Annotated in this window: 25 protein-coding genes and 1 pseudogene; 22 read left to right on the top strand and 4 right to left on the bottom strand. The window is 65.7% G+C overall.

Annotated elements, in window-relative coordinates; translation table 11 throughout:
- Positions 1-41: 41 nt before the first annotated feature.
- From XW59_RS29590 to XW59_RS07625, 6 genes and pseudogenes are all read left to right on the top strand, one after another.
- Positions 42-398 (top strand): annotated as a pseudogene (locus tag XW59_RS29590) (endonuclease domain-containing protein); the annotation flags it as partial.
- A gap of 203 nt (positions 399-601) precedes the next feature.
- Positions 602-1,483, top strand: a complete 882-nt coding sequence (locus tag XW59_RS07645) for an ABC transporter permease (protein WP_047144100.1) — start codon at positions 602-604, stop codon at positions 1,481-1,483.
- A 14-nt stretch (positions 1,484-1,497) separates the two neighbouring features.
- Entirely contained in the window at positions 1,498-2,634 is a 1,137-nt protein-coding gene (locus tag XW59_RS07640) for an ABC transporter permease (protein WP_047144101.1), read from the top strand.
- Positions 2,635-2,658: 24 nt separating this feature from the next.
- The gene (locus tag XW59_RS07635) at positions 2,659-3,630 is read left to right on the top strand and encodes an ABC transporter substrate-binding protein (protein ID WP_047144102.1); all 972 of its coding nucleotides are present in this window, start codon (positions 2,659-2,661) and stop codon (positions 3,628-3,630) included.
- Positions 3,631-3,795: 165 nt separating this feature from the next.
- Positions 3,796-4,233: a CHRD domain-containing protein gene (locus tag XW59_RS07630; protein ID WP_047144103.1), complete on the top strand. Its 438-nt coding sequence runs from the start codon at positions 3,796-3,798 to the stop codon at positions 4,231-4,233.
- A 133-nt stretch (positions 4,234-4,366) separates the two neighbouring features.
- A complete protein-coding gene (locus tag XW59_RS07625) occupies positions 4,367-5,479 on the top strand; it encodes an endonuclease/exonuclease/phosphatase family protein (protein WP_047144104.1) in 1,113 nt (370 codons plus the stop codon).
- Between the two features lie 15 nt (positions 5,480-5,494).
- Here the strand turns inward: XW59_RS07625 and XW59_RS07620 are convergent, their stop codons facing one another.
- Positions 5,495-6,385, bottom strand: a complete 891-nt coding sequence (locus tag XW59_RS07620; RefSeq protein ID WP_047144105.1) for a helix-turn-helix domain-containing protein — start codon at positions 6,383-6,385, stop codon at positions 5,495-5,497.
- Positions 6,386-6,502: 117 nt separating this feature from the next.
- On the opposite strand from XW59_RS07620, the gene pobA reads away from it, so the two are divergent.
- From pobA to XW59_RS07590, 6 genes are read left to right on the top strand one after another with little or no spacing between them, the layout of a single operon-like run.
- On the top strand, positions 6,503-7,705 hold the full coding sequence (gene pobA, locus XW59_RS07615; RefSeq protein WP_047144502.1) for a 4-hydroxybenzoate 3-monooxygenase: 1,203 nt from the start codon (positions 6,503-6,505) through the stop codon (positions 7,703-7,705).
- The gene (gene pcaC, locus XW59_RS07610; protein ID WP_047144106.1) at positions 7,702-8,100 is read left to right on the top strand and encodes a 4-carboxymuconolactone decarboxylase; all 399 of its coding nucleotides are present in this window, start codon (positions 7,702-7,704) and stop codon (positions 8,098-8,100) included. The genes pobA and pcaC overlap by 4 nt, the downstream gene beginning before the upstream one ends.
- Complete coding sequence (pcaH, locus tag XW59_RS07605) at positions 8,097-8,846, top strand: protocatechuate 3,4-dioxygenase subunit beta (RefSeq protein ID WP_047144107.1); 750 nt, start codon at positions 8,097-8,099, stop codon at positions 8,844-8,846. The genes pcaC and pcaH overlap by 4 nt, the downstream gene beginning before the upstream one ends.
- Before the next feature lies 1 nt (position 8,847).
- The gene (gene pcaG / locus XW59_RS07600) at positions 8,848-9,462 is read left to right on the top strand and encodes a protocatechuate 3,4-dioxygenase subunit alpha (protein ID WP_047144108.1); all 615 of its coding nucleotides are present in this window, start codon (positions 8,848-8,850) and stop codon (positions 9,460-9,462) included.
- Positions 9,463-9,475: 13 nt separating this feature from the next.
- Entirely contained in the window at positions 9,476-10,540 is a 1,065-nt protein-coding gene (locus XW59_RS07595; protein ID WP_047144109.1) for a 3-carboxy-cis,cis-muconate cycloisomerase, read from the top strand.
- Positions 10,537-11,712: a multidrug effflux MFS transporter gene (locus XW59_RS07590; RefSeq protein ID WP_170990108.1), complete on the top strand. Its 1,176-nt coding sequence runs from the start codon at positions 10,537-10,539 to the stop codon at positions 11,710-11,712. The genes XW59_RS07595 and XW59_RS07590 overlap by 4 nt, the downstream gene beginning before the upstream one ends.
- Here XW59_RS07590 and paaZ read toward each other — a convergent pair whose 3' ends face one another.
- Positions 11,713-13,743, bottom strand: coding sequence for a phenylacetic acid degradation bifunctional protein PaaZ (paaZ, locus tag XW59_RS07585; RefSeq protein ID WP_047144111.1), 2,031 nt, complete (start codon positions 13,741-13,743; stop codon positions 11,713-11,715). It abuts the gene before it with no gap.
- Positions 13,744-13,804: 61 nt separating this feature from the next.
- Positions 13,805-15,034: a cytochrome P450 gene (locus XW59_RS07580; RefSeq protein ID WP_047144112.1), complete on the bottom strand. Its 1,230-nt coding sequence runs from the start codon at positions 15,032-15,034 to the stop codon at positions 13,805-13,807.
- A 99-nt stretch (positions 15,035-15,133) separates the two neighbouring features.
- On the opposite strand from XW59_RS07580, the gene paaI reads away from it, so the two are divergent.
- The 4 genes from paaI (at position 15,134) to XW59_RS07560 (ending at position 19,263) form a co-directional block, all read left to right on the top strand.
- Positions 15,134-15,565: a hydroxyphenylacetyl-CoA thioesterase PaaI gene (gene paaI / locus XW59_RS07575; protein WP_047144113.1), complete on the top strand. Its 432-nt coding sequence runs from the start codon at positions 15,134-15,136 to the stop codon at positions 15,563-15,565.
- 466 nt (positions 15,566-16,031) lie between these two features.
- Positions 16,032-17,342, top strand: a complete 1,311-nt coding sequence (paaK, locus tag XW59_RS07570) for a phenylacetate--CoA ligase PaaK (RefSeq protein ID WP_047144503.1) — start codon at positions 16,032-16,034, stop codon at positions 17,340-17,342.
- Positions 17,343-17,550: 208 nt separating this feature from the next.
- Positions 17,551-18,150, top strand: a complete 600-nt coding sequence (locus tag XW59_RS07565; protein ID WP_047144114.1) for a TetR/AcrR family transcriptional regulator — start codon at positions 17,551-17,553, stop codon at positions 18,148-18,150.
- Positions 18,151-18,351: 201 nt separating this feature from the next.
- Positions 18,352-19,263 (top strand): PaaX family transcriptional regulator C-terminal domain-containing protein, encoded by a 912-nt coding sequence (locus tag XW59_RS07560; protein WP_052958015.1) that lies wholly within the window; start codon positions 18,352-18,354, stop codon positions 19,261-19,263.
- On the opposite strand, the gene XW59_RS07555 is transcribed toward XW59_RS07560, so the two are convergent.
- A complete protein-coding gene (locus XW59_RS07555) occupies positions 19,248-19,664 on the bottom strand; it encodes a PaaI family thioesterase (RefSeq protein ID WP_047144115.1) in 417 nt (138 codons plus the stop codon). The genes XW59_RS07560 and XW59_RS07555 overlap by 16 nt on opposite strands.
- A gap of 104 nt (positions 19,665-19,768) precedes the next feature.
- Here XW59_RS07555 and paaA point away from each other — a divergent pair, with 104 nt between their 5' ends.
- From paaA to paaE, 6 genes are all read left to right on the top strand, one after another.
- On the top strand, positions 19,769-20,764 hold the full coding sequence (gene paaA, locus XW59_RS07550; RefSeq protein ID WP_047144116.1) for a 1,2-phenylacetyl-CoA epoxidase subunit PaaA: 996 nt from the start codon (positions 19,769-19,771) through the stop codon (positions 20,762-20,764).
- Positions 20,764-21,171, top strand: a complete 408-nt coding sequence (locus tag XW59_RS07545; protein WP_047144117.1) for a VOC family protein — start codon at positions 20,764-20,766, stop codon at positions 21,169-21,171. Before paaA ends, XW59_RS07545 begins: the two co-directional genes overlap by 1 nt.
- 13 nt (positions 21,172-21,184) lie before the next feature.
- Positions 21,185-21,472, top strand: coding sequence for a 1,2-phenylacetyl-CoA epoxidase subunit PaaB (gene paaB / locus XW59_RS07540; RefSeq protein ID WP_047144118.1), 288 nt, complete (start codon positions 21,185-21,187; stop codon positions 21,470-21,472).
- Positions 21,472-22,233: a 1,2-phenylacetyl-CoA epoxidase subunit PaaC gene (gene paaC / locus XW59_RS07535; RefSeq protein WP_047144119.1), complete on the top strand. Its 762-nt coding sequence runs from the start codon at positions 21,472-21,474 to the stop codon at positions 22,231-22,233. Before paaB ends, paaC begins: the two co-directional genes overlap by 1 nt.
- A 242-nt stretch (positions 22,234-22,475) precedes the next feature.
- Positions 22,476-22,949, top strand: coding sequence for a 1,2-phenylacetyl-CoA epoxidase subunit PaaD (paaD, locus tag XW59_RS07530; RefSeq protein ID WP_246666025.1), 474 nt, complete (start codon positions 22,476-22,478; stop codon positions 22,947-22,949).
- A gap of 7 nt (positions 22,950-22,956) precedes the next feature.
- The gene (gene paaE, locus XW59_RS07525) at positions 22,957-24,033 is read left to right on the top strand and encodes a 1,2-phenylacetyl-CoA epoxidase subunit PaaE (protein WP_047144120.1); all 1,077 of its coding nucleotides are present in this window, start codon (positions 22,957-22,959) and stop codon (positions 24,031-24,033) included.
- Position 24,034 lies beyond the last annotated feature (1 nt).

The following is a 24,034-nucleotide window of genomic DNA, read 5'->3' as shown; positions in this document are numbered from 1 at the left end:
GCGGTGTGATGGACGACGCAACGAAACGGCGCGTCGGCGCGACGAGCAGGGCCAGAACACTGCGGCGGCAGGAAACGGAAGCCGAATATCGGCTTTGGGGCGACCTTCGGAACCGTCTCCTCAACGGCTACAAATTTTCGCGACAGATGCCGGTCGGCCCGTATTTCGCGGACTTTCTGTGCCGAGAGTACCGCCTCATCGTCGAGATCGATGGGAGCCAGCATGCGCTATCCTCGCACGACGCTCGTCGGACGCGATATCTGACGACAAATGGCTACTCTGTTCTGCGATTTTGGAATGAGGAGGTCTTGAGGGAAAGGCGCGCCGTTCTCGAAACCGTTCTTGCCGCGCTCGAAGGCCGGCTCTCCCCCTCACCCGACCTCCGCTTCGCTCCGGCCACCCTCTCCCCGAGGGGAGAGGAGGTCGCCAGTCTTCGAGACCGCGGCGCCGCGGCGATGTCTCGGTCGGGCGTTACGGCAAGGCGGTGTGGCAAGGAGGTCGACGACATGCTCCCTCCTCTCCCCCTCGGGGAGAGGGTGGCCGGAGCGAAGCGGAGGTCGGGTGAGGGGGCTGGCGCGCGCAAGCAAAAGGAGCCGCCGGCATGACGGACCGCTTGCGCGACAAGATCGTTCCGGTCACCGCGATCCTCCTCGGTCTCGTCGCCGCGTGGTATGTCTTCGCCTACGTCATGAACGCGCCGTTCCAGCGCGATCTCGACCGGCGGGCGGGCGAGACGCCGGGCTTTTCCGAATTCGTCGTCAAGACGATGACGCAGCCTAAGCCGACTTTGCCGGCGCCGCACCAGGTGGCGGTCAATTTCTTCGAAAACACGTTCCTGCGGAAGGTCACGAGCAACCGCAGCCTCGTCTATCATGCCTGGGTGACGCTTTCCTCGACGCTGCTCGGCTTCGCCTTCGGCACGGTGCTCGGCATCCTCATCGCCGTCGGCATCGTTCATTTCGCCGCGCTCGACCGCAGCCTGATGCCGTGGATCATCGCCTCGCAGACGGTCCCGATCCTGGCGCTCGCGCCGATGATCATCGTGGTGCTCGCCGCGATCGGCATCACCGGACTGGTGCCGAAGGCGCTGATCTCCACCTATCTCTCCTTCTTTCCCGTCGCGGTCGGCATGGTGAAGGGGCTGCGCTCGCCCGACATCATCCATCTCGACCTGATGCGCACCTACAATGCCAGCAAGGCGGAGACGTTCTGGAAACTGCGGCTGCCCGCCTCGGTGCCCTATCTCTTCGCCTCCATGAAGGTGGCGATCGCGGCGAGCCTGGTCGGCGCCATCGTCGGCGAGCTGCCGACCGGAGCCGTGGCGGGCATCGGCGCGAAGCTGCTCTCCGGCTCCTATTACAGCCAGACGATCGACATGTTCTCGGCGCTCGTGGCCGGCTCGCTGGTCGCGGTGCTGCTGGTGACGGCGGTCGGCATCGTCGGCCGCATCGTCGAACGCGCGATGGGAGGGCAATCGGCATGAGCACACAACGCGGGATGAATTTTGTCGCGACGGCCTTCCAGCGGACTTTGCTGTATCTCATCGTCATATTGATTATGCTTCTTTATCCCCTACTGGAGCCTCCATACTTGTCCGGACCGAGGTGGCTCTCGGTACTTATGTTGCCATTGCTGGCTTACATCATCTTGGTATTGGTTCAGCGATACCGGCGTAATGCGTTGCCGCCTCTTGAGATTGGCGTCGGTCTCTTTTTGCTCGCGTTCGTGCCTATCTGCCTTGCGTCTCTTCGGGGCTTTGCCGGTGAAGAAGCTCCCAGAAACTACTGGACTACAGTCGCTGCTTGTGTGTTGGCAGCATGGCTGTTGAACGACTTGCTTTCAGGCGCAAAATACAGGTCCGGTTGGTGGGGAAACATTGCGAAGTTTGCTGTTCCAACGATTTTCAGCCTAACTCTTCTCTTCCTATGGGAAGTTCTGGTGCGCGCTTTAGCTATCCCCTTCGTGCTCCTGCCGCCGCCGACGGCGATCGCGCAGCGCCTCGCCAATTCGCTGCCGGTGCTGATGGCCGACGTCAACCAGACCATCTTCCGCTCGGTGCTGATCGGCTATGCGCTCGGCTGCGCGGCCGGCTTCGCCGCCGCGATCGTCGCCGACCGCTTCGTGTTCCTGCGGCGTGGCCTCCTGCCGATCGGCAACATGGTTTCGGCGCTGCCGATCATCGGCGTCGCGCCGATCATGGTGATGTGGTTCGGCTTCGACTGGCAGTCCAAGGCGGCGGTCGTCGTCATCATGACCTTCTTCCCGATGCTGGTGAACACGGTGGCGGGGCTGGCGGCCTCCGGCCATATGGAGCGCGACCTGATGCGCACCTACGCGTCGGGCTACTGGCAGACGCTCGTCAAGCTGAGGCTGCCGGCGGCGATGCCCTTCATCTTCAACGCGCTCAAGATAAACTCGACCCTGGCGTTGATCGGCGCGATCGTCGCGGAATTCTTCGGCACGCCGGTCGTCGGCATGGGCTTCCGCATCTCGACGGAGGTCGGGCGGATGAATGTGGACATGGTTTGGGCGGAAATCGCGGTCGCGGCGCTCGCGGGATCCGTCTTCTACGGTGTGATCGCGCTTGTCGAAAGGGCGGTTACATTTTGGCACCCGTCTATCCGTGGTGGGTAGGCGAAAAACCAGAGGGTAACGACAATGAAAAAACTGATGATAGCGATGATGGCGGGAGCGATGTCGCTCGCCGCCGCGCAGGCCTGGGCGGCGGACAAGGTGACGCTGCAGCTCAAATGGGTGGCGCAGGCGCAGTTCGGCGGCTACTACACCGCGCTCGAGAAAGGCTTCTACGAGGAGGAGGGGCTCGACGTCGAGATCAAGCCCGGCGGACCGGACATCGCGCCCGAGCAGGTGATCGCCGGCGGCGGCGCCGACGTGGTCGTGACCTGGATGGCGGCCGCGCTCTCGGCCCGCGACAAGGGCGTCCCGCTGGTCAACATCGCCCAGCCGTTCCAGAAATCCGGCCTGCTGATGGTCTGCCCGAAGGACGGGCCGGTGCAGACGGAAGCCGATTTCAAGGGCCGCACGCTCGGTGTCTGGTTCTTCGGCAACGAATATCCGTTCTATGCCTGGATGAACAAGCTCGGCCTGTCGACGGAGGGCGGAGCGGACGGTGTCACCGTGCTGAAGCAGAGCTTCGACGTGCAGCCGCTGATCCAGAAGCAGGCCGACTGCATCTCGGTCATGACCTACAACGAGTATTGGCAGGCGATCGACGCCGGCTTCAAGCCGGAGGACCTCGTCGTCTTCAACTACACCGAGCTCGGCAACGACATGCTCGAGGACGGCCTCTACGTGATGGAGGACAAGCTCTCCGACCCGGCCTTCAAGGACAAGATGGTACGCTTCGTGCGGGCGTCGCTGAAGGGATGGAAGTACGCGATCGACAATCCGGACGAGGCGGCCGAATATGTCATGGAAGGCGGCGGCCAGGACGACAATCACCAGAAGCGCATGATGGGCGAGGTCGCCAAGCTCGTCGGCGACGCCTCCGGCAAGCTCGACGAGACGGCCTTCGAGCGCACCGCCAAGATGGTGCTCGACCAGAAGATCATCGAAAAGGCTCCGGAAGGCGCGTTCACGCACGAGATCACCGACGCGGCCTCCAAATAAGCCGCTCAGGGTGCGGCATGGGAAAAGGGGCGGGCGACCGCCCCTTTTCAATTTCCGGTGATCGGCCGCGGTCGCTGCAACGTTGAAGCCCGCCGCTCCGTTGATAGCGGTTGGGCGCAGGCGGCCGCCGGCCGCGCCGCCCGGCAATTCCCACGGGAGGATCAGATGCGTGTTTTCAAGCTTTCATTCGCCGGTGCCATTGTTTCAGCCGCGTTTCTCGCGGCGGCACCCGCTCATGCCGAAATGATGAAGATGGCGGCCACCCTGGACGGCGCCCAGCAGGTGCCGCCGGTGGAGACGGCCGGCAAGGGAACGGCCGAGGTCACTTTCGACACCGACACCAAGATGCTGGAATGGACCGTCGAATATTCGGACATGCCGGAAGCGCCGTCGGCCGGCCATTTCCACGGGCCTGCCGCGGCGGGCGAGAATGCGGGCGTCGCGATACCTTTCGAGGGAGATCTGACAAGCCCGATCAAGGGCTCGGCAACGCTGACGGACGCGCAGGCGGCGGACCTGACGGCGGGAAGGTACTACATCAACCTGCACACGGCCGCTCACCCCGACGGCGAAATCCGCGGCCAGGTCGAGAAAGGCATGTAGGCCGGCGGCCGCAAGTCGGGCAAAAGCAGGATGGATAGCCCGCTCGGGCTAGCCGGAAGCCTGAAAAAGCGGCGCTGTTCATGGAGGACGCCGATGGTAGATTGGCGGTGCGTTCCAAACCGGAATCACCGCCATGCGGCTTGCCGTCTACAATGTCGAAAACCTCTTCGACCGCGCCAAGGCGATGAATCTCGACAGCTGGGCCGAGGGCCGGCCCATACTCGAGGCGTTCGCCGCGCTCAATGCGCTTCTGGGAGAGATCACGTATTCTGCCGCCGACAGGACGAGGATGGTGACGCTGATGAAGCGGCTGGGGCTGGAGAAGTCCGATACCGGCGAGTTCGTCATCCTGCGGCGCAATCGCGGTGGTCTCCTCAAGCGGCCGCGTGACGGCGGCATCGAGATCGTCGCGGAAGGACGGGCCGACTGGGTCGGCTCGCTCGAGCTGCGCGACGAGCCCGTGAACGAGCACGCCATGCGCAACACGGCGCGCGTGATCCGCGATATCGGTGCCGACGTTCTCGGCGTGGTCGAGGCGGAGCATCGTCCGGCGCTGCTCGACTTCAACGACGTGATCCTGCCGGCGATCGGCGGCGAGCCCTTCCACCACACGATGGTGATCGACGGCAATGACGAGCGCGGCATCGACGTGGGGCTGATGACGCGGAAGGGCTTTCCCATCGGCCTCATGCGCAGCCATGTCGACGACCGCACGGATGACGGTTTGCGCATCTTCTCACGCGACTGCCCGGAATACCGGGTCGAGACGCCGGCCGGAAACCGGCTCGTCATTTTGGTGAACCACCTCAAGAGCAAGGGCTATGGCGGCGTCGCTGCCTCCAACGCGCGGCGGCGGCTGCAGGCCGAGCGTACGAGGGAGATTTACGAGCAGCTCATTGCAGGCGGCGACGAACTGGTCGCGGTGATGGGCGATTTCAACGACACGCCTTCGAGCGCGCCGCTTGCGCCGCTGCTTCAGGACACGGACTTGCGCGACGTTTTCGTTCATCCGGGTTTCGACGACGGCGGCTATCCGGGCACCTATGGCTATTGCAACGCCTCGAACAAGATCGACTACATCCTGCTGTCGCCGGCGCTCTTCGACAGGGTGGAGGAGGGCGGCGCCTTCAGGACGGGGATGTGGCCCGGCGTGCGGCCGAAGCGCTGGGACGCCTATGAGGAGGTGACGCGGTCGCAGGACGCCGCCTCCGACCATGCCGCGATCTGGGTCGATCTCGACATATGACGCTGGAACGGCGTTTCAGACCGCGAGCCGGTCACGCTCGGCGCGACGGAAGGCGCCGGGGGTGAGGCCGGTTTCCTTGCGGAAGAAGCGGTTGAAGTAGGCGGGATCGGCGAAGCCGAGCGACAAGGCGATCGCCTGAACGGGCGTCGGCGTGAAGATCAGTTCACGGCGGGCGCGGTCGAGCATGTGGCGGGCGATGAGTTGCTGGACGCTGAAGCCGGTCTCGCTGCGTGCGGTGCGGTTGAGATGGGTTGCCGAGATGCCCAGGCGGTCGGCGTAAAAGCCGACCGGGCGATGCTCGCGGAAATGCGCCGCGATCAGCGTCAGCAGGGTCTCTATGCGCTGGATGTCACGCGGCTCGACCGGTTCGTCCTCGGGCAGGGCGGCCTCGCCGACGCGCACCAGGCTAACCAGCGCCGTCGCCATCAGGGCTTCGAGAAGCACGATCCTGCCGGTCGCCCGGCTCGCAAGCTCGCCGTGAAGGCGTCGGATGCTCTCGCTCGCCAGGCGCGCATCCTTGCTTTCAGGCGGCAGGCCGACGATACGGATCGCCTCGGCGAAGCGGGCGATCTGCCGGTCGGCGGCCGCGATCGAGGCGAGGCGGTCGCCGAGCGCGGTCACCACCAGCCCGTCGACGTCGCGCGAATAGTTAAAGCCGTGCACCGCGCCCGGAGGTATGAAAAGCACCACCGGCGCGACGAAGCTTTCCCTCCCGTGCTCGAGCACGATCTCGCCGTGGCCGACGTCGAGATGGAAGATCTGGAAGAAGAGGTCGTGCCGGTGCCGCGCGATCTCCCAATTGTGCGGGTGCGTGCGCACCGGAATGGTTTCGCAGTGAATCCAGAAATCGGTCGAATCCCGCGGTTCCTCGCCATAAAGCTGGTAGGATGGTACGCTGCGCTGCACAAAATATCTCCTCTTCCGATGTTCGGATAGTGCAATTGATTGCCCGAAATGTCCATTGCCGTCCGCGCCGCGAAGGAGCAGGGTCCGCCGCGACGACCCAGGGAGGAAAGCTGGCTCATGCGAACCCAGGTAGCCATCATAGGATCCGGCCCGTCCGGATTGCTGCTGGGGCAGCTTTTGACGAATGCCGGGATCGACAACGTCATTCTCGAGCGCGTCACCAAGGATTACGTGCTCGGACGCATCCGCGCCGGCGTGCTCGAGGACGGCACGACCCGCATGCTGGACGAGGCCAAGGCCGGCGAGCGCATGCATGCGCAGGGCCTGCCGCATGACGGCTTCGACCTCACCTTCGCCGGCAGGCATCATCGCATCGACCTGTTCGAGCTGACCGGGCGCCGCGTCACCGTCTACGGCCAGACCGAGGTGACGCGGGACCTGATGGACAAGCGCGAGGAGACGGGCGGCCTCACGATCTATGAGGCGGCAAACGTCACGCCGCACGATTTCGATGAAGCGAAGCCCTACGTGACCTATGAGAAAGACGGCGCAACCCATCGCGTCGACTGCGACTTCATCGCCGGCTGCGACGGCTTTCATGGGGCCTCGCGCAAGGCGGTGGAGGGCAACGGGCTCGACGTCTTCGAGCGCGTCTATCCGTTCGGCTGGCTCGGCATCGTCGCCGATGTGCCGCCGGTCAGCCACGAACTGATCTACGCCAACCATCCGCGCGGTTTCGCGCTCTGCTCGATGCGTTCCAATACGCGCAGCCGCTATTACGTGCAGTGCGCGCTCGACGAGAAGGTCGAGGAATGGTCGGACGATCGGTTCTGGGACGAGCTGCGCCGCCGCCTGCCGGCCGAATCCGCGGCAGCCGTGACGACCGGCCCGTCGATCGAGAAGTCGATCGCGCCGCTGCGCTCGTTCGTTGCCGAGCCGATGCGTTTCGGCAGGCTGTTCCTCGTCGGCGACGCGGCCCACATCGTGCCGCCGACCGGCGCCAAGGGCCTCAATCTCGCGGCCAGTGACGTGCGCTATCTCTTCGATGGATTGCGTGAGCATTACCAGGAACGTTCCGAAGCCGGGCTCGATGCCTATTCGGCCAAGGCGCTGGCGCGGGTGTGGAAGGCGGAGCGCTTTTCGTGGTGGATGACCAACACGATGCACCGTTTCCCCGATACGGGCGCCTTCGGCCAGCGCATCCAGGAAGCCGAGCTCGATTATCTGGTGCATTCGCGCGCGGCTTCGACCTCGCTTGCGGAAAACTATGTCGGCCTGCCTTACCAGGTGGCCGAAGGAAAGACGGGACCGACAGGATGACCAAGGAAAAGTCCGAAAGATACAAGCAGGGCATGGCGACGCGCCGCTCGGTGCTGGGCGACGCCCATGTCGACCGGGCCGAGGCGAAGAAGACCGTGTTCGACGAACCGTTCCAGGAGCTGATAACCGAAGCGGCCTGGGGCCACGTCTGGTCGCGGCCCAACTGGACGAAGCGCGAGCGCTCCATCGTCACGCTGGCGCTTCTGGCCGCCCTCGGCCAGGACGAGGAAGTGGCCATGCATGCGCGCGCGACCGTCAACACCGGCGCAACCCGCGAGGACATTCGCGAAGCCATGCTGCATGTCGCGATCTATGCCGGCGTGCCGGCGGCGAACCACGCCATCAAGATCGTCAAGCAAGTGTTCGACGAGATGGACGAAAGGAAAGAAAAATGAGTTCGATCTCGAATCTCAAGCCGGAAACCGGCGCGTTCTTCCAGCGCGACCGCGAATGGCATCCGGCCGCATTCACGCCCGGCTACAAGACGAGCGTGCTGCGCTCGCCGCAGAAGGCGCTGCTGTCGCTCGACAACACGCTGTCCGAGATTACCGGCCCGGTCTTCGGCCACAACATTCTCGGCGAACTCGACGCCGACCTGATCCACAATTTCGCGAAGCCCGGCGAGAGCGCCATCGGCCCGCGCATCATCGTCTACGGCCGGGTGGTCGACGAACGCGGCAAGGGCGTGTCGGGCGCCCTGCTCGAATTCTGGCAGGCCAATGCCGGCGGGCGCTACCGCCACAAGAAGGAAGGCTACCTGGCCGCGCTCGATCCGAATTTCGGCGGCTGCGGGCGGGCGATCACCGACGAGGAGGGCAACTACGCCTTCCGCACCATCCAGCCCGGACCCTACCCGTGGCCGAACGGCGTCAACGACTGGCGCCCGGCCCACATCCATTTCTCGGTCTTCGGCCACGGTTTCGCCCAGCGGCTGATCACGCAGATGTATTTCGAGGGCGACCCGATGATCTGGCAGTGCCCGATCGTCAAGACGATCAACGATCCGGCCGCGATCAACGGGCTGACGGCCGCGCTCGACCGCGAGGCTACGATCCCGATGGATTCGCGCGCCTACAAGTTCGACATCGTACTGCGCGGACGCCGCTCGACGATGTTCGAGAACCGCATGGAAGGGAACTGACATGAGCCAGTCGCTGAACCGGTTGAAGGAAAGCGCGTCGCAGACGGCGGGTCCTTACGTTCATATCGGCCTGACGCCGAACTTCGCGGAGATCACCGGGGTCTATTCGGAAGATCTCGGCACCAGGATGGTCAACGACAAGACGAAGGGCGAGCGGATCACCGTCAAGGGCAGGGTGCTCGACGGCACCGGCACGCCGCTCAGGGACGCGCTGATCGAGATCTGGCAGGCGGATGCCGACGGGCTCTACAACTCGCCCTCGGAGATGCGCGGCACGGCCGATCCGAACTTCACCGGCTGGGGCCGCTGCCCGACCGACATGGATACGGGCGAGTTCCGCTTCGAGACGATCAAGCCGGGCCGATTGCCGTTCAAGGATGGACGCCCGATGGCGCCGCACATCACCTTCTGGGTCGTGGCGCGCGGCATCAATATCGGCCTGCACACGCGCATGTATTTCTCCGACGAGGAAAAGGCGAATGGCGAGGACCCGATCCTCGGCCGCATCGAGCACAAGGTGCGCGTGCCGACACTGATTGCCAAGCGCGACGGCAACACCTACACCTTCGATATCCACCTGCAGGGTGAAAACGAGACCGTTTTCTTCGATATCTGAGCGTGTAGACCCCGTGAGCGCGTCGCCCTTCGATCATCCGATCCTTTCCGGCCTCCTCGGCGACGAGGAGGTCTCCGCCTGCCTTTCGGCAGAGGCCGACATCGCCGCCATGCTCGATTTCGAGCGGGCGCTGGCGCGCGCCGAAGGCGAGGAGGGGGTGATCCCGAAGGACGCAGCGACGGCCATCGACGCCGCGCTTGCAAGCGCGGCGATCGACGTTGCGAGGCTGCGCGAGGGCGTCGCGCGCGACGGTGTGGTGGTGCCGGCGCTGGTCGCCGAAATGAAGCGGGCGGTGGGTGAGCCGCATTCGAAGCAGGTTCATTTCGGAGCGACCAGCCAGGACGTGATCGACACCGGCCTCTCGCTGCGGCTTCGCCGGGTACTCGAAATTCTGGCGGGCCGGATGGACGTCGTGGTCACGCGTCTCGAAGAGCTCGAAAGACGCCATGGCGGCGTCGAGACGATGGCGCACACGCGCATGCAGGCGGCAATCCCCGTGCCGGCGGCGCGCAAGATCAGGAGCTGGCGCGAGCCGATCGAACGGCACCGCGCGCGGCTTTCCGCGATCGAGGAAGAGGTGCTGGTGCTGCATTTCGGCGGCGCGGCCGGAACGCTCGAAAAGCTCGGCGAACGGGCGGGCGCGGTGACGCAGAACCTTGCCGGGCAACTCGGTCTGCGCGCCTTGCCGCATGCGCGCCACAGCGAGCGTGACGGCCAGGCGGAACTTGCATCCTGGCTGTCGCTGGTCACCGGAAGCCTGGGCAAGATGGGACAGGACATTGCGCTGATGGCGCAGACCGAGGTCGGCGAGGTGAAGCTTTCGTCGGGCGGCGGGTCGTCGGCCATGCCGCACAAGGTCAATCCGGTCGGCGCCGAGATCCTGGTGACGCTGGCGCGCTTCAATGCGACGCTGCTTTCCGGCATGCACCAGTCGCTGGTGCACGAGAACGAGCGCTCGGGTGCGGCCTGGACGCTGGAATGGATGCTGCTGCCGCAAATGGCGGTTGCTGCGGGGACCGCGCTGCACACGGCCGACGCGTTGCTGGCGTCGATTTCGTTCGTCGAAAGCGCCGAGTGAAGCCGCTTTCCATCGTCGTCTATTGCGGGCTGCTGATGTCGATCTCGGCATTCGCGGTCGACATCTCGCTGCCGACCTTCGCGGCGATCGCCGACGATCTCGCGGCGCCTTACGAACTCGTCCAATGGACGATCACCATCTACATGTTTTCCGCCGGCATCGCGCAACTGGTCTGGGGATCGGCCTCCGACCGCTTCGGCCGCAAGCCGGCGCTCGCATGGGGGCTTTCGATCTTCCTCGGCGGTTGCGTTCTTGCCACGCTGGCGCCGAACATCGGCCTGCTGCTCGCCGCCCGCGCCCTGCAGGGGTTCGGGGCGGCCGCGGCGATCGTCTGCTCGCGCGCGATCATCCGCGACCGCCACTCGGGCCCTGACCTCGCGCGGAACCTCGCGCTGGCGACCGCCATCTTCGCCGTCGGCCCGATCGTCGCGCCGCTGCTGGGGGCGGGGATCGCGCTTCCCTTCGGCTGGCGCGCCGTCTTCGTCATCCTCGGACTGATCGCGATCGGCCTGCTCTTCGTGCTCCTGCGCCTGCCGGAGACGGTACCGGCATTGTCGCCGGACGCGCTTAAGCCCTCCGTCTTCGCGGCGCGCACGAGACGTCTCTTCGCGCATCCACAGTCGCGCTATTTCCTCGTCATTTCCGCCGTCATCATGTCGGCGATGATGCTGATCCTCACCACGCTGCCGCGCATCTACGACACCTCGTTCGGCGTGACCGGGGTGGCGTTCGCGCTTCTCTTCGCGCTGCACGGCTTCGGCATCATCATAGGGCAAACCGCGAACCGCCGCCTCATTCCCCGGCTGGGGGTGGTGCCGACCATGCTTCTGGCCAATAGCGTGCTGATCGTCGCGGCAGGAGCGATGCTGGCGGTCACGCTCGCGGGGCTGGCTTCGGCCTATGTTTTCACCGCGCTGGCGATCCTTTTCGCGACCAGCTACCTGATCGTCTTCTCGAACGCCGCCGCGCTGGTGATGGACCCGCATGGCGACATTGCCGGCTTCACCGCCGCCTTCTACGGCTTTTCCAGCCAGATCGGCTCGGCGATCGTCGCCTCGCTCCTGGTGTTCCTCGTCGGCGACGACATCGTGCGCTTTCCGGCGGCGCTGCTCGGCATCTGTCTCGTCAGTTTCCTTGCGATCTTCCGGTGGCACCAGCGCCACCGGCGCTGATCACATCGCGTTCATCGTCAGGAGCTCGTAGCTCGCCACCTGCTCGCCGTCCTGGTTGTAGACGCCGACGTCCCAGCGTACCTCGCCATAATCGTCGTTGCGGCGGGTCTTCTGCTTGGCCGTCAGCCGCACCTTGAGGCTGTCACCGGGCGAGACCGGCTTCATGAAGCGCAGATTGTCGAGGCCGTAATTGGCGAGCACCGGGCCCGGCGCAGGGTCGACGAAGAGCCCGGCGGCGAAGGAGAGGATCAGATAACCGTGCGCGACGCGGCCGGGGAAGAACGGGTTCGCCTTCGCCGCCTCCTCATCCATGTGGGCGTAGAAGGTGTCGCCGGTGAAATTCGCGAAATGCTCGATGTCGTCTAGCGTCACCGTGCGGCTTGTCGTCCACAGCGTGTGGCCGATCTCCAGCTCCCCGAAGCGCATGCGGAAGGGATGCGCCTGCTTCTCGACGATCTTCGCGCCCGGCACCCAGCTTTCGAGAATGCCAGCCAGCAGGTCCGGGCTCGCCTGGATCGCGGTGCGCTGCATGTAGTGCATGACGCCGCGGATGCCGCCCATCTCCTCGCCGCCGCCGGCCCGGCCCGGCCCGCCATGAACCATATGAGGCAGGGGGGAGCCATGACCGGTCGCCTCCTTGCCGGTGTCGCGGTTGGCGAAATAGAGCCGGCCATGGAAGGCGCCGGCGTTCTCCACCACCTGCCGCGCGACGGCCGGATCGTGCGTGAAGACGGAGGCGACCAGCGAGCCGCCGCCGCGATTGGCGAGCGCCAGCGCGTGGGCGAGGTCGCGGTAGCCCATGACGGTGGAAACCGGGCCGAAGGCCTCGACATCGTGGACGTCGGACGCACCGTCCGGGTCGTCGCAGGAAAAGAGCAAGGGTGAGAAGAAGGCGCCGGCAGCAGCATCGGCTCCGCTGACCGTCACCTTGTCGAGGTCGCCGTAGACCAGCCTCGCCTCGCGGCCGATGCGCACCGCCTTCTCGCGGACGTCGTCGCGCTGGGCGAGGCTCGCCAACGCGCCCATGCGGGTCGCCTCGTCGCGCGGATTGCCGATCACGGTTTTGGCCAACCGCTCCGACAGCGCCTCGATCACGGCGTCGCGATGTGTCCCGGCTACGAGGATGCGGCGGATGGCCGTGCATTTCTGGCCGGCCTTGGCCGTCATCTCGCGGTGCGCCTCCTTGACGAAGGCGTCGAACTCGGGCGAGCCAGGTGCGGCGTCAGGGCCGAGGATGGAGGCGTTGAGGGAATCCTGCTCGGCGACGAAGCGCACCGAGTTGCGCAGGATGCCAGGGTTGGCGCGCAGCATGGCCGCCGTCGATGCCGAGCCGGTGAAGGAGACGACGTCCTGGCAGGTGAGGCGGTCGAGCAGATCGCCGGTCGGTCCCGCGATGAACTGGACGGCGCCGTCGGGCAGGATGCCGGATTCGACGATCATGCGGAACGCGGCTTCCGCGAGCCATGCGGTCGCCGAGGCCGGCTTGACGATCGCCGGAACGCCGGCGAGCAGCGTCGGCGCGAGTTTTTCGAGCATGCCCCAGACGGGGAAGTTGAAGGCGTTGATGTGGATGGCCACGCCTTGCAGGGAAGTGGCCACATGCTGGCCGAGGAAATTGCCGCCGCGCGAAAGCTGCTCGAGTCCTCCGTCGACGAAGATGGTATCGTCGGGAAGCTCGCGCCGTCCCTTCGAGGCGTAGGCGAACAGCGTGCCGATGCCGCCGTCTATGTCGATCATGGAGTCGGCTTTGGTGGCCCCGGTCTCGTAGGAAAGCTCGTAGAGCGGGTCGCGACGCTCGTTGAGATACTGCGCCAGCGCCTTGAGCATGGCGGCGCGCTGATGGAAAGTCAGCGCGCGAAGCGCCGGGCCGCCGGTGCGGCGGGCGTGGTCGGCCATGGCGGCGAAGTCGAGCCCGCCGGAACCGATCCGGGCGACCGCCTCGCCGGTGACGGCACTCCTCAGCATGGAGAGCTTGCCCTGGGGGGCGATCCATTCGCCGGCAGCGTAGCTGTGAAGGGGAAGGATAGTCATGCGATGTGCTCCTTCGCGATGTGCGGCTGCTGGAATGCAGACATTTCAGACATTCCTTCTATCAAACCGTCGCCGGCAGCGCGGCAAACCCCCGAAACCGGACGCGGCCGGTGCGTCGAGCCTCGCCGGCGAGCCGATAGCCCGGAAAACGCTTCAGGAAGCGCGAGATGGCGATGCGGCCCTCCATCCGCGCCAGCGAGAAGCCGGCGCACAGGTGCGGCCCTTGCGCGAAGGCGAGGTGACGGTTGGGTTTCCTTGCAAGATCGAGGCGATCGGGATGCTCGAACTGCCGGGGATCGCGGTTGGCGGCGCCGATCGCCAGGTGGATGCGCGTGCCGGCGTCGATCGTCTCGCCGTGGAACTCGACCGGCTCCGTGGTCATGCGGTTGCCGAGCTGGTTGGGCGACTGGAAGCGCAGGAACTCGTCGACCGCCGTGTCGATCAGCGCCGGATCGGCCTCAAGCCTGACCTTTTCCCGCGGCCATTGCAGAAGCTCGAAGAGGGCATTGCCGATCAGGTTCGTCGTGGTCTCGTGGCCGGCATTGAGGATGAAGATGCAGTTCTGCAGCAGCTCCACGTCGGAAAGCTGCTCACCCTCATTGCCGTTGATGAGACGGGTCAGCACGTCGGTTGCCGGGTCGCCGGGCCTTGCCCGGCGACGCGCGGCGAGATCGGCCAGATAGGCCTTGAAGTCGCCAACCGCCCGGTTGCCGCGTTCATGCTGCTCCGGCGTCAAGGTCGGCTCCAGCGCGCCGAGGATCGCCAGCGACCAGTCGCGCAGCGGCCCGCGCTCCTCGTGCGGCATGACGAACAGGTTGCCGATGACCTCAATTGGAATGGCGGCGGCGAAGTCCTCGACCAGATCGACCTCGCCCTTTTCGGCCATGCGGTCCAGCAGCGTGTCGACGAGCGCGACGAGACCCGGTTCCATCGCCGATATGGCGCGCGGGGTGAGCGCGCCCATCATGATCTTGCGCACCCGCGTATGCAGCGGCGGGTCGTTGAAGACGAGGCTCGTCGTGTGATGCTCGTAGAGTGGGGTCGCGCCGAATTTCGGCAGGAACTCGACCTTCTTGTCGGAGGAGAAGGCTTTCGTGTCGCGGTAGACGCGGTCGAGATCGGCGTGGCGCGACAGCATCACCGAGCCGTCGGCGAAGCGCTTGACCGGAGAATGCTCCAGAAGCGCGCGATAGGTGGGGAAGGGGTCTTCCGCGAAGCCGGGCGGGATCGACGCGATGTCGAAACGATCGGCAAGGGCGGAATCCGCCGCTCTCATCCCGGCCTGCATCATTGTCCTCCCTGGCGCCTCCCGCGCCTTCTTTCAAGTATTATTGACCGACTGGCCGGTTTATGCAAGGCTTCGATATCGCGGGGAGGCGGTGGAGGAACGATGTCGCTGAGCGCCGAGGAGATCGCACGAAGGAGCGCGGAAGCCATGTGGGCGCGGGACGACGCGTCGAAATGGCTGGGCATGTCGCTGGACGCGGTCGGGCCGGGGACGGCGGTGCTGTCCTTCACGGTCGAAAAGCACCACACCAACGGCCACGACATCTGCCATGGCGGCTACATCTTCACCCTTGCCGACAGCGCCTTCGCCTTCGCCTGCAACTCCCACAACCGGATCGCGGTGGCGCAGCACAACACCATCACGTTCCTGGCGCCCGGCCGCCTCGGCGACCGCCTCACGGCCGAGGCGCGCGAGATCGCGCGCGCCGGGCGCTCGGGCATCTACGATGCGCGGGTGAGCGATCAGTCCGGCCGGCCGATCGCCGAGTTCCGCGGTGTCTCGCGCGACATCGAGGGCAGGCATTTCGAGGAATGACGTCGGTGGCTGGATATCGTCTTTGCGGGATTGGGTGCGTCCTTCGAGGCTCGCTTCGCTCGCACCTCAGGATGAGGGCCGCCGTGCATCGAATCCGCGGAGCGGCGGGCTCGATGAACCACCTTCCTTGCCCAGAGGTGGGAGCGCAACGAGCCTGTGGAGGAGTGGATCCGACGAACCGCCTCTCTCATCCCGAGGTGGGAGTGCAGCGAACTCGGGGAAGGGTGGGCTCGACAAACCACCTTCCGCGTCCCGAGGTGGGGGTGCGGCGGACTCGGGGAAGGGTGGGCTCGACAAACCACCTCCCTCATCCCGAAGTGGGAGCGCAGCGAACTCGGGTAAGGGCGGGCTCGACAAACTACCTCCCTCATCCTGAGGTGCGAGCGAAGCGAGCCTCGAAGGACGCACCTCGTGGATATCGAACCATTGATGCAAGGTGGGCGAGGACCTGTATCGGGAGGAGAAGATGAAGGATCTTACGCCAAGGAAGGAAGAGCTCGACCCGATCGAGATCGCGTCGCGCGACGAGATCGCCGCATTGCAGCTCGTCAGGCTGAAATGGTCGCTCAAGCATGCTTATGACAACGTCCCGCATTATCGCAGGAGCTTCGACGTCGCCGGCGTGCATCCCTACGATCTGAAGGAGCTCTCCGACCTCAGCCGGTTTCCCTTCACGACCAAGCAGGACCTGCGCGACAACTATCCCTTCGGCATGTTCGCCGTGCCGCGCGAGAAGGTGGTGCGTGTCCACGCTTCTTCCGGCACGACCGGCAAGCCGACCGTGGTCGGCTATACAAGGAACGACATCGAGGTATGGGCCGAATGCGTCGCCCGCTCGATGCGCGCGGCCGGAACGCGGCCGGGAGACGTCGTCCACGTCGCTTATGGCTACGGGCTTTTCACCGGCGGGCTGGGCGCCCATTACGGCGCGGAGCGGCTGGGCTGCACGGTGGTGCCGGTCTCGGGCGGGATGACGACGCGGCAGGTCACGTTGATCGAGGATTTCAAGGCGACCACCATCATGGTGACGCCGTCCTACATGCTCTCGATCCTCGACGAATATCGCGCGCAGGGCCTCGATCCGCGCGAAAGCCCGCTGCAGGTCGGCATTTTCGGTGCCGAGCCGTGGACTAACGCGATGCGCGCCGAGATCGAGGAGGCCTTCGACATGCACGCGGTCGACATCTACGGACTGTCGGAAGTGATGGGACCAGGCGTCGCCAATGAATGCGTGGAGACCAAGGACGGCCTGCACATCTGGGAGGACCATTTCTATCCCGAGATCATCGACCCGGAGACGGGCCTGCCGGTGGCCGACGGCGAGCGCGGCGAGCTGGTCTTCACCTCGCTCACCAAGGAAGCTTTCCCGATCGTCCGCTACCGCACGCGCGACCTGACCCGCCTGCTGCCGGGCACAGCGCGCTCCATGCGACGCATGGAGAAGATCACCGGACGCTGCGACGACATGATGATCCTGCGCGGCGTCAACGTCTTTCCGACGCAGATCGAGGAGCAGATCCTGAAGATTCCAGCACTTAGTCCGCATTTCCAGATCGAGTTGCTGCGCGAGGGCCGCATGGACGAGATGGTGGTGCATGTCGAGGCGGCGAGGGACAGCGCCGGCGCCGAAGCGCGCGAGTCATCGGCGGCGATGCTCGTCGCCCGGATCAAGGAGGTCGTCGGCGTTTCGGTGCGCTGCCACGTGACCGAGCCCGAGCAGGTCGCTCGCAGCCAGGGCAAGGCGGTGCGCATCGTCGACAATCGGCCGAAGGGATAGGGAATGCAGACGCCGCCGCTTACCCGTCCCCTCGTGAGTAGCTCGACCGCATATGGTATCGAACAAAATTCCGGCGGCTTCACACCCCCACTCCCTCCTCGCAAGGTGGAGGGGGACCGCTCGACCGCGATGCCCAGCGGATTCCTTGGCGATTGGCGTCCTGGCGGAAACACAACAAAATACCCCTCCCCACAAGGGGAAGGATAGTATGGCTCGTACCCGCGCCAAGGACCATGACGAGAAGCGGGAGGCAATCCTGCGCCGGGCGGCGATGGTGTTCGCGCGCGACGGCTACGACCGGGCGTCGATGGCACAGCTCGCTGCCGAGTGCGGCGTGTCGAAGGCGCTGCTCTACCATTATTACGTCTCCAAGGAGACGCTGCTCTTCGACATCATCCGCAGCCATCTCGCCGAACTCGCCGAAATCGTGGAACTGGCCGACGACGAAAGGCTGGAGCCGGAGGCGCGGCTCGAGGCGCTGGTGCTGGCGCTGCTGGAGGCCTATCGCGACGCCGATGCCGAGCACAAGGTGCAGATCGGTACGCTGCGGTTGCTGCCCGAGGCCGAGCAGGAGGAGCTGAAGGCGCTGGAGCGGCAATTGGTGGAGAAGTTCGCCGCCGCCATCCGCGCGCTCGATCCGGTGCTTTTCGCGGGCAAGCCGCTGCTCAAGCCGGTGACGATGAGCCTCTTCGGCATGCTGAACTGGGCCTATATGTGGTTTCGCGACGGCGGGGCGGTCAGCCGCGCCGACTATGGCCGGCTTGCGACGCGCATCCTGGTGAGCGGGGTGCGCGGGCTGGGGGAATGAGGCGCGCGCCTCATCCGGTCGTTTCGCGGCCACCTTCTCCCCGGCGGGGAGACGGGGGAAGCTGCATCGTCCCCGCGCCTTCCCGGCCCTCCTCTCCGCTTGGCAAGAGGGTGGCTCGCGCAGCGAGCCGGGTGAGGGGATCGACAGGTCCGACAGCATGCTGCTTGCGGCACCGCGCCTTCCCATGTCATCTGATCGGCGATGATATCGAAGCAGAACCCGGCAGTCCGGGCCCTCGAAACCCTGATCGGCCGGCTCCATGAGCGCGGGCGGCTGCGCGTCTGGTCGCTGGTCATCACCGTCTTCGGCGACGCCGTCGTGCCGCGCGGCGGGCGGGTGCCGCTCGCCGTGCTACAGGAGATCATCGAACGGCTGCGGGTCGAGCCGGGGGCGCTGCGCACCGCCATGTCGCGATTGGCGGCAGACCGCTGGGTGGAGCGCGAAAAGCAGGGCCGCAACTCCTATTTCAGCCTCAACGCCAATGGCCGCCATGCGTTCGACCTCGCCACCCGGCGCATCTATGCGGCGGGGCCGCCGCAATGGGACGGCACCTGGACCGTGGCGATCGCGCCGCCCGGGGTGGCCGACGACCTCTGGCAGGACCTGACGAGCCTCGGCTTCGTGCGCATCAATGGCGGCGTCTATCTGCGGCCCGAGGCCGCGGACGCGCCCGAGGCGGGCAAGGAACTCGCCGGCCTGCTGGTGGTGCATGGCGAGAGCGCGGAACATCCCGAGGCGCTGCGCCTGCTTTGGCCTTCGGGCGAGGTCGAGGAGGCCTATAGGGGCTTCATCGACAACCACCGGCCATTGTTGAAGGCGCTGGATGAGGGTGAGGAACTGGGGGGCATCGACGCGATGGCCGCCCGCACGCTGGTCATTCACGACTGGCGCCGCGTCGTGCTGCGCGATCCGGGCCTGCCGGCCGCGCTACTGCCGGAGAATTGGCCGGGCGAGGAGGCGCGGGCGCTCGCTCGCGAGATCTCACGGCATCTTTCGGCTCAAAGCGAGGCATGGTTGGACGCGGCCGGACTGCCGCCGCAGATCCGCCCCGAGCAAGCGGCGGCCCGCTGGACCCGACAGCCTTCGCAGGTCGACGCTCAATCCTCGAGATAGGCGAAGGCGCTGGTGGCGGTAACTGCCACTTTCGTCTCGCTCCGGGCCTTCATCTCGACGCGCGTATAGGCCATGCGCCTGCCGTTCGACAGCACCTCGACGCGGATGTCGAGCGGCCCGGGCTTCAGCGGACGGATGAAATGGGTGGTCAGGTCGACGGTCGTGCACATGCGGAAGCGACCGTTGAGCGCGGCGAGCGTCACCACGCTGGCGGTGTCCGCCGCCGATGCGGTCGCCTGGCCGCAGATCACGCCGCCGCCATGCACGAGGCGCGGGTTTTCCGGCAGCACGAAATCGCCGCCGGCCGCATCGAAGGCGACCGCCTCCAGGCCCAGATCGACGATCCACGGCGCAAAAAAGCGCGTCAGGTTGGCTTTCGCCTGCTTGAGCGTGTCCGTCATTCCTTGCCCTCAAAACATGTTACGAAATATTGATTATCTGCCGATTTTTCGTTACATATTGGAAATCGGCGAATGCACCGGCATTCGAGCACGGAGGAGCAGCCATGTATAGCCAGGGCCTCATCGGCGCAAAGACCGAGACCGCGGAGGACGAGGCGTTCCTTGCCGCCTTCCAGGCGCGCATCGATGCCGAGGAGAAGATCGAGCCGAACGATCCGATGCCGGAAGGCTACCGCCGCACGCTGATCCGCCAGATCGGCCAGCATGCGCATTCCGAAATCGTCGGCATGCTGCCGGAGGGCAACTGGATCACGCGCGCGCCGTCGCTGCGCCGCAAGGCGGCGCTTCTGGCCAAGGTGCAGGACGAGGGCGGCCACGGCCTCTATCTCTATTCGGCCGCCGAGACGCTGGGTGTTTCCCGCGAGGAGATGACTGAGGAACTGCTTGCCGGAAAGGCGAAATATTCGTCCATCTTCAACTATCCGACGCTGACATGGGCCGATATAGGCGCCATCGGCTGGCTGGTGGACGGTGCCGCGATCATGAACCAGATCCCGCTCTGCCGCTGCTCCTACGGACCTTATGCCCGCGCGATGATCCGCGTCTGCAAGGAGGAGAGCTTCCACCAGCGCCAGGGCTACGAGATCATGATGACGCTCGCCGCCGGCACAGCCGGGCAGAAGGACATGGCGCAGGACGCGCTGAACCGCTGGTGGTGGCCGTCGCTGATGATGTTCGGCCCGCACGATTCCGAAAGCCAGCATGGCGACCAGTCGATGAAGTGGAAGATCAAGCGCTTCACAAATGACGAGCTGCGCAGGCAATTCGTCGACGCGACGGTGCCGCAGGCCGATTTCCTCGGGCTGACAATTCCCGATCCCGAGCTGAAGTGGAACGAGGCGCGCGGCCATTACGATTTCGGCCCGATCGACTGGGAAGAGTTCTGGCGCGTGGTGAAGGGCGGCGGCCCGATGAACAAGGAACGCCTCGAAGCCCGCCGCAAGGCGTGGGACGAGGGCGCGTGGGTGCGCGAGGCCGCGCTTGCGCACGCCGAAAAGCGCAAGGCCCGCCGCGAGGCGGCGAAGATGGCGGCCGAGTGATGGCGACGCTCCGTTCCATGCCGGTGCTGCAGGTGAGCGACGTGGCGCGCTCGCTGGTGTTTTACGAAAGGCTGGGCTTTACCAGCCATGGCGCGTGGGGCGACCCGCCGCTCTTCGCCATCGTCCAGCGGGGCGACGTCACGCTCGCGCTCGACAAGGCGCGGCAGGACGGCCCCATCCCGCTCAATCAGTGGTGGGCCGCATACATCTATGTCGACGATGCGAAGGCGTTGCGCGACGAGTTCGCCGCGCTCGACCTGCCGCAGCTCACCGAGATGCATTTCCCGGACGATTACGGCTGCATCGATTTCGACGTGGTCGATCCCGATGGCCACCGCATCGCCTTCGGACAGTCGCTGCATCCGGTGCCGGGACCGGGCCTCGACGCCGATCGCGGCAGGGGATGATGGAGGTTTGATCATGGCGAAGAACGAAATCCCCCTCTGGGAAGTCTTCATCCGCCCGCGCAACGGACTGGCGCACAAGCATTGCGGATCGGTGCACGCCGCCGACGAGGTGATGGCGCTGCAGGCGGCGCGCGACGTCTACACGCGGCGCGGCGAGGGCGTCTCGATCTGGGTGGTGCCGTCGTCGGCCATCACCGCTTCCGATCCGGAACTGAAGGACGAGAATTTCGATCCGGCGATGTCGAAGATCTACCGGCACCCGACCTTCTACAAGATCCCGGATGACGTGGGGCACATGTGATGGCGATCCCGCGCGACCATCTCGCCACCTTCCTGCTGCGGCTCGCCGACGATCACCTGATCCTTGGTCATCGCCTGTCGGAATGGTGCGGCCACGCGCCGATGCTGGAGGAGGATCTCGCCATGCCCAACATCGCGCTCGACCTGATCGGGCAGGCGAGGGTGCTATACCAGTATGCGGGCGAGGTCGAGGGCAGGGGCCACAGCGAGGACGATCTCGCCTATCTGCGCCGCGAGCGTGAGTATCTCAACTGCCTCATGGTCGAGCGGCCGAATGGCGATTTCGCGCATACGATGCTGCGCCAGCTCTGGTTCGCCGCCTTCATGCATCCGTTCTGGGAAAAGGCTTCGGCTTCCTCGGACGAGACGATCTCCGGCATCGCCGCCAAGGCGGTCAAGGAGGTCGCCTACCACATCCGCCATTGCGGCGAATGGGTGATCCGGCTGGGCGACGGTACGGAGGAAAGCGCTGCCCGGATGCAGGCCGCCGTGGAGGCGCTCGCGCCCTATCTGGACGAGCTGTTCGAGGTCGACGAGGTCAGCGATGCGATGGCTGCCGCCGGCATTGCGCCCGACCCCGCCTCGCTGCGTCCCGCCTTCGACGCCACCGTCTCGCGCATCTTCGCGGAAGCCTTCCTCGAAATGCCGTCAGCGGCATGGCCTCAGACCGGCGGGCGCGGCGGCCGCCACGGCGAGGCGATGGGTTATCTGCTCGCCGACCTGCAATACATGCAGCGCACCTATCCGGGAGCGGTGTGGTGAGCGCGGCTTTGCAGCGTTTTCCCATCCCGAGCGGCATGGCGATTGCGCGTGAAGACCGCGAAGCTCTGGGCGACTGCGCACCCCCACCCCTTCCCCCTCCCCACAAGGGGGAGGGGGATTCTGGACCGTGGATGCGCGGCACGAACGCTCCCGGGAATTGCGGGACACCAAGGCCCTCCCCCTTGTGGGGAGGGGTAAGGGGTGGGGGTGGTTTCCTGTCGGCGGACAGGAAAGAGGAAGCGTTGCGCCACCGCGCCTACGCCGCGGCAGCCGCCGTGCCCGACCCCGAAATTCCCTGCATCACGGTGGCTGATCTCGGTATCTTGCGTTCGGTGGATATCGTCGATGGCGTCGCGGTGGCCAAGGTGACGCCGACCTATTCCGGCTGCCCGGCGGTGCTGGCGATCGAGCTGGCGGTGGAGACGGCACTTCGCGAGGAGGGTTTCGAGGCACGGGTGGAGCGCGTGATGTCGCCTCCATGGACGACCGACTGGATCACGCCGGAAGGGCGCGAAAAGCTTGCCGCATACGGCATCGCGCCGCCGGCCGCCGCATCGAATTCGATCCGCGCGCTGTTCGGCGAGACCCAGGTCGATTGCCCGAAATGCGGCGCGCCCGAGACCGAGCGCGTCTCCGAATTCGGCTCCACCGCCTGCAAGGCGCTCTATCGCTGCACGGCCTGCCGCGAGCCGTTCGACTATTTCAAATGCATCTGAGGTGGCGATGGCTCCGCGTTTCCACGACCTGAAAGTCACCGAAATCTCGTGGCAGACGCCGGATGCCGTGGCGATCGCCTTCGAGGTGCCGGAGAAATTGCGCGAGGCCTTCGCCTTCCGGCCGGGCCAGTATCTGACGCTCGCCGCCGAAATCGACGGCGAGGAGGCGCGGCGCTCCTATTCTATCTGCTCCGCACCGGGAGATGCGCTCAAGGTCGGCGTGAAGAAGGTCGCCGACGGACGTTTCTCCAGCTTCGTGAACGAGCACCTCGCCGTCGGCGACACGATCCGCGTCATGCCGCCGGAAGGGCGCTTCACCTCGCTCGCCGGTGAGCGGCACGACTATATCCTGATTGCCGCCGGATCGGGCATCACGCCGATGCTTTCGATCGCCAAGACCGTGCTCGGCCACGAGCCGGAAAGCACGATCACGATGATCTACGGCAACCGCTCTACCGATACGATCATGTTCCGCGAGGAGCTGGAGGATCTGAAGGACCGCCATATGAGCCGTCTCAGCCTCGTCCATGTGCTGTCGCGCGAGGCGCAGGACGTGGAACTGCTCAACGGCCGCATCGACGGCGAACGCGTCGCCGAGCTTGCCTCGCGCGGGCTGATCGATCTTCTTTCAGCGGACGGGATCTTCCTCTGCGGCCCCGGCGAGATGATCGACGGCGTTTCGGCGACGCTGAAGGCGCTCGGCGTCGAGGAGGACCGCATCCGCTTCGAGCGCTTCACGCCGTCCGGCGATGCGCCGCGACCGCGCGCGCGCTCGGCGGAGGCTCAGAAGGCCGCCGAGGCGGGGGTCGAGGTCGAAATCGTGCTCGACGGCGTTCGCCGTTCATTTCCGATGAGCGAGGCGGATGCGACCGTGCTGGACGCGGCGCACCGTGTCGGGCTGGAGCTGCCCTATTCCTGCGCGGGCGGCATGTGCTGCACCTGCCGCTGCCGCGTGGTCGAGGGTAAGGCCGAGATGGCGGTCAACTATTCGCTGCAGCCCTGGGAGATCGAGGCGGGATTCACGCTCGCCTGTCAGACGCGGCCGGTCTCGGGCCGCCTGGTGCTCGATTTCGACGCGGCGTGAA

The sequence above is a fragment of the Aquamicrobium sp. LC103 genome (genome assembly GCF_001014615.2).
Lineage (GTDB): Bacteria > Pseudomonadota > Alphaproteobacteria > Rhizobiales > Rhizobiaceae > LBCQ02.
Note: the sequence above shows the minus strand (reverse complement) of the source record. Positions and strands in the feature narration are given on the sequence as shown.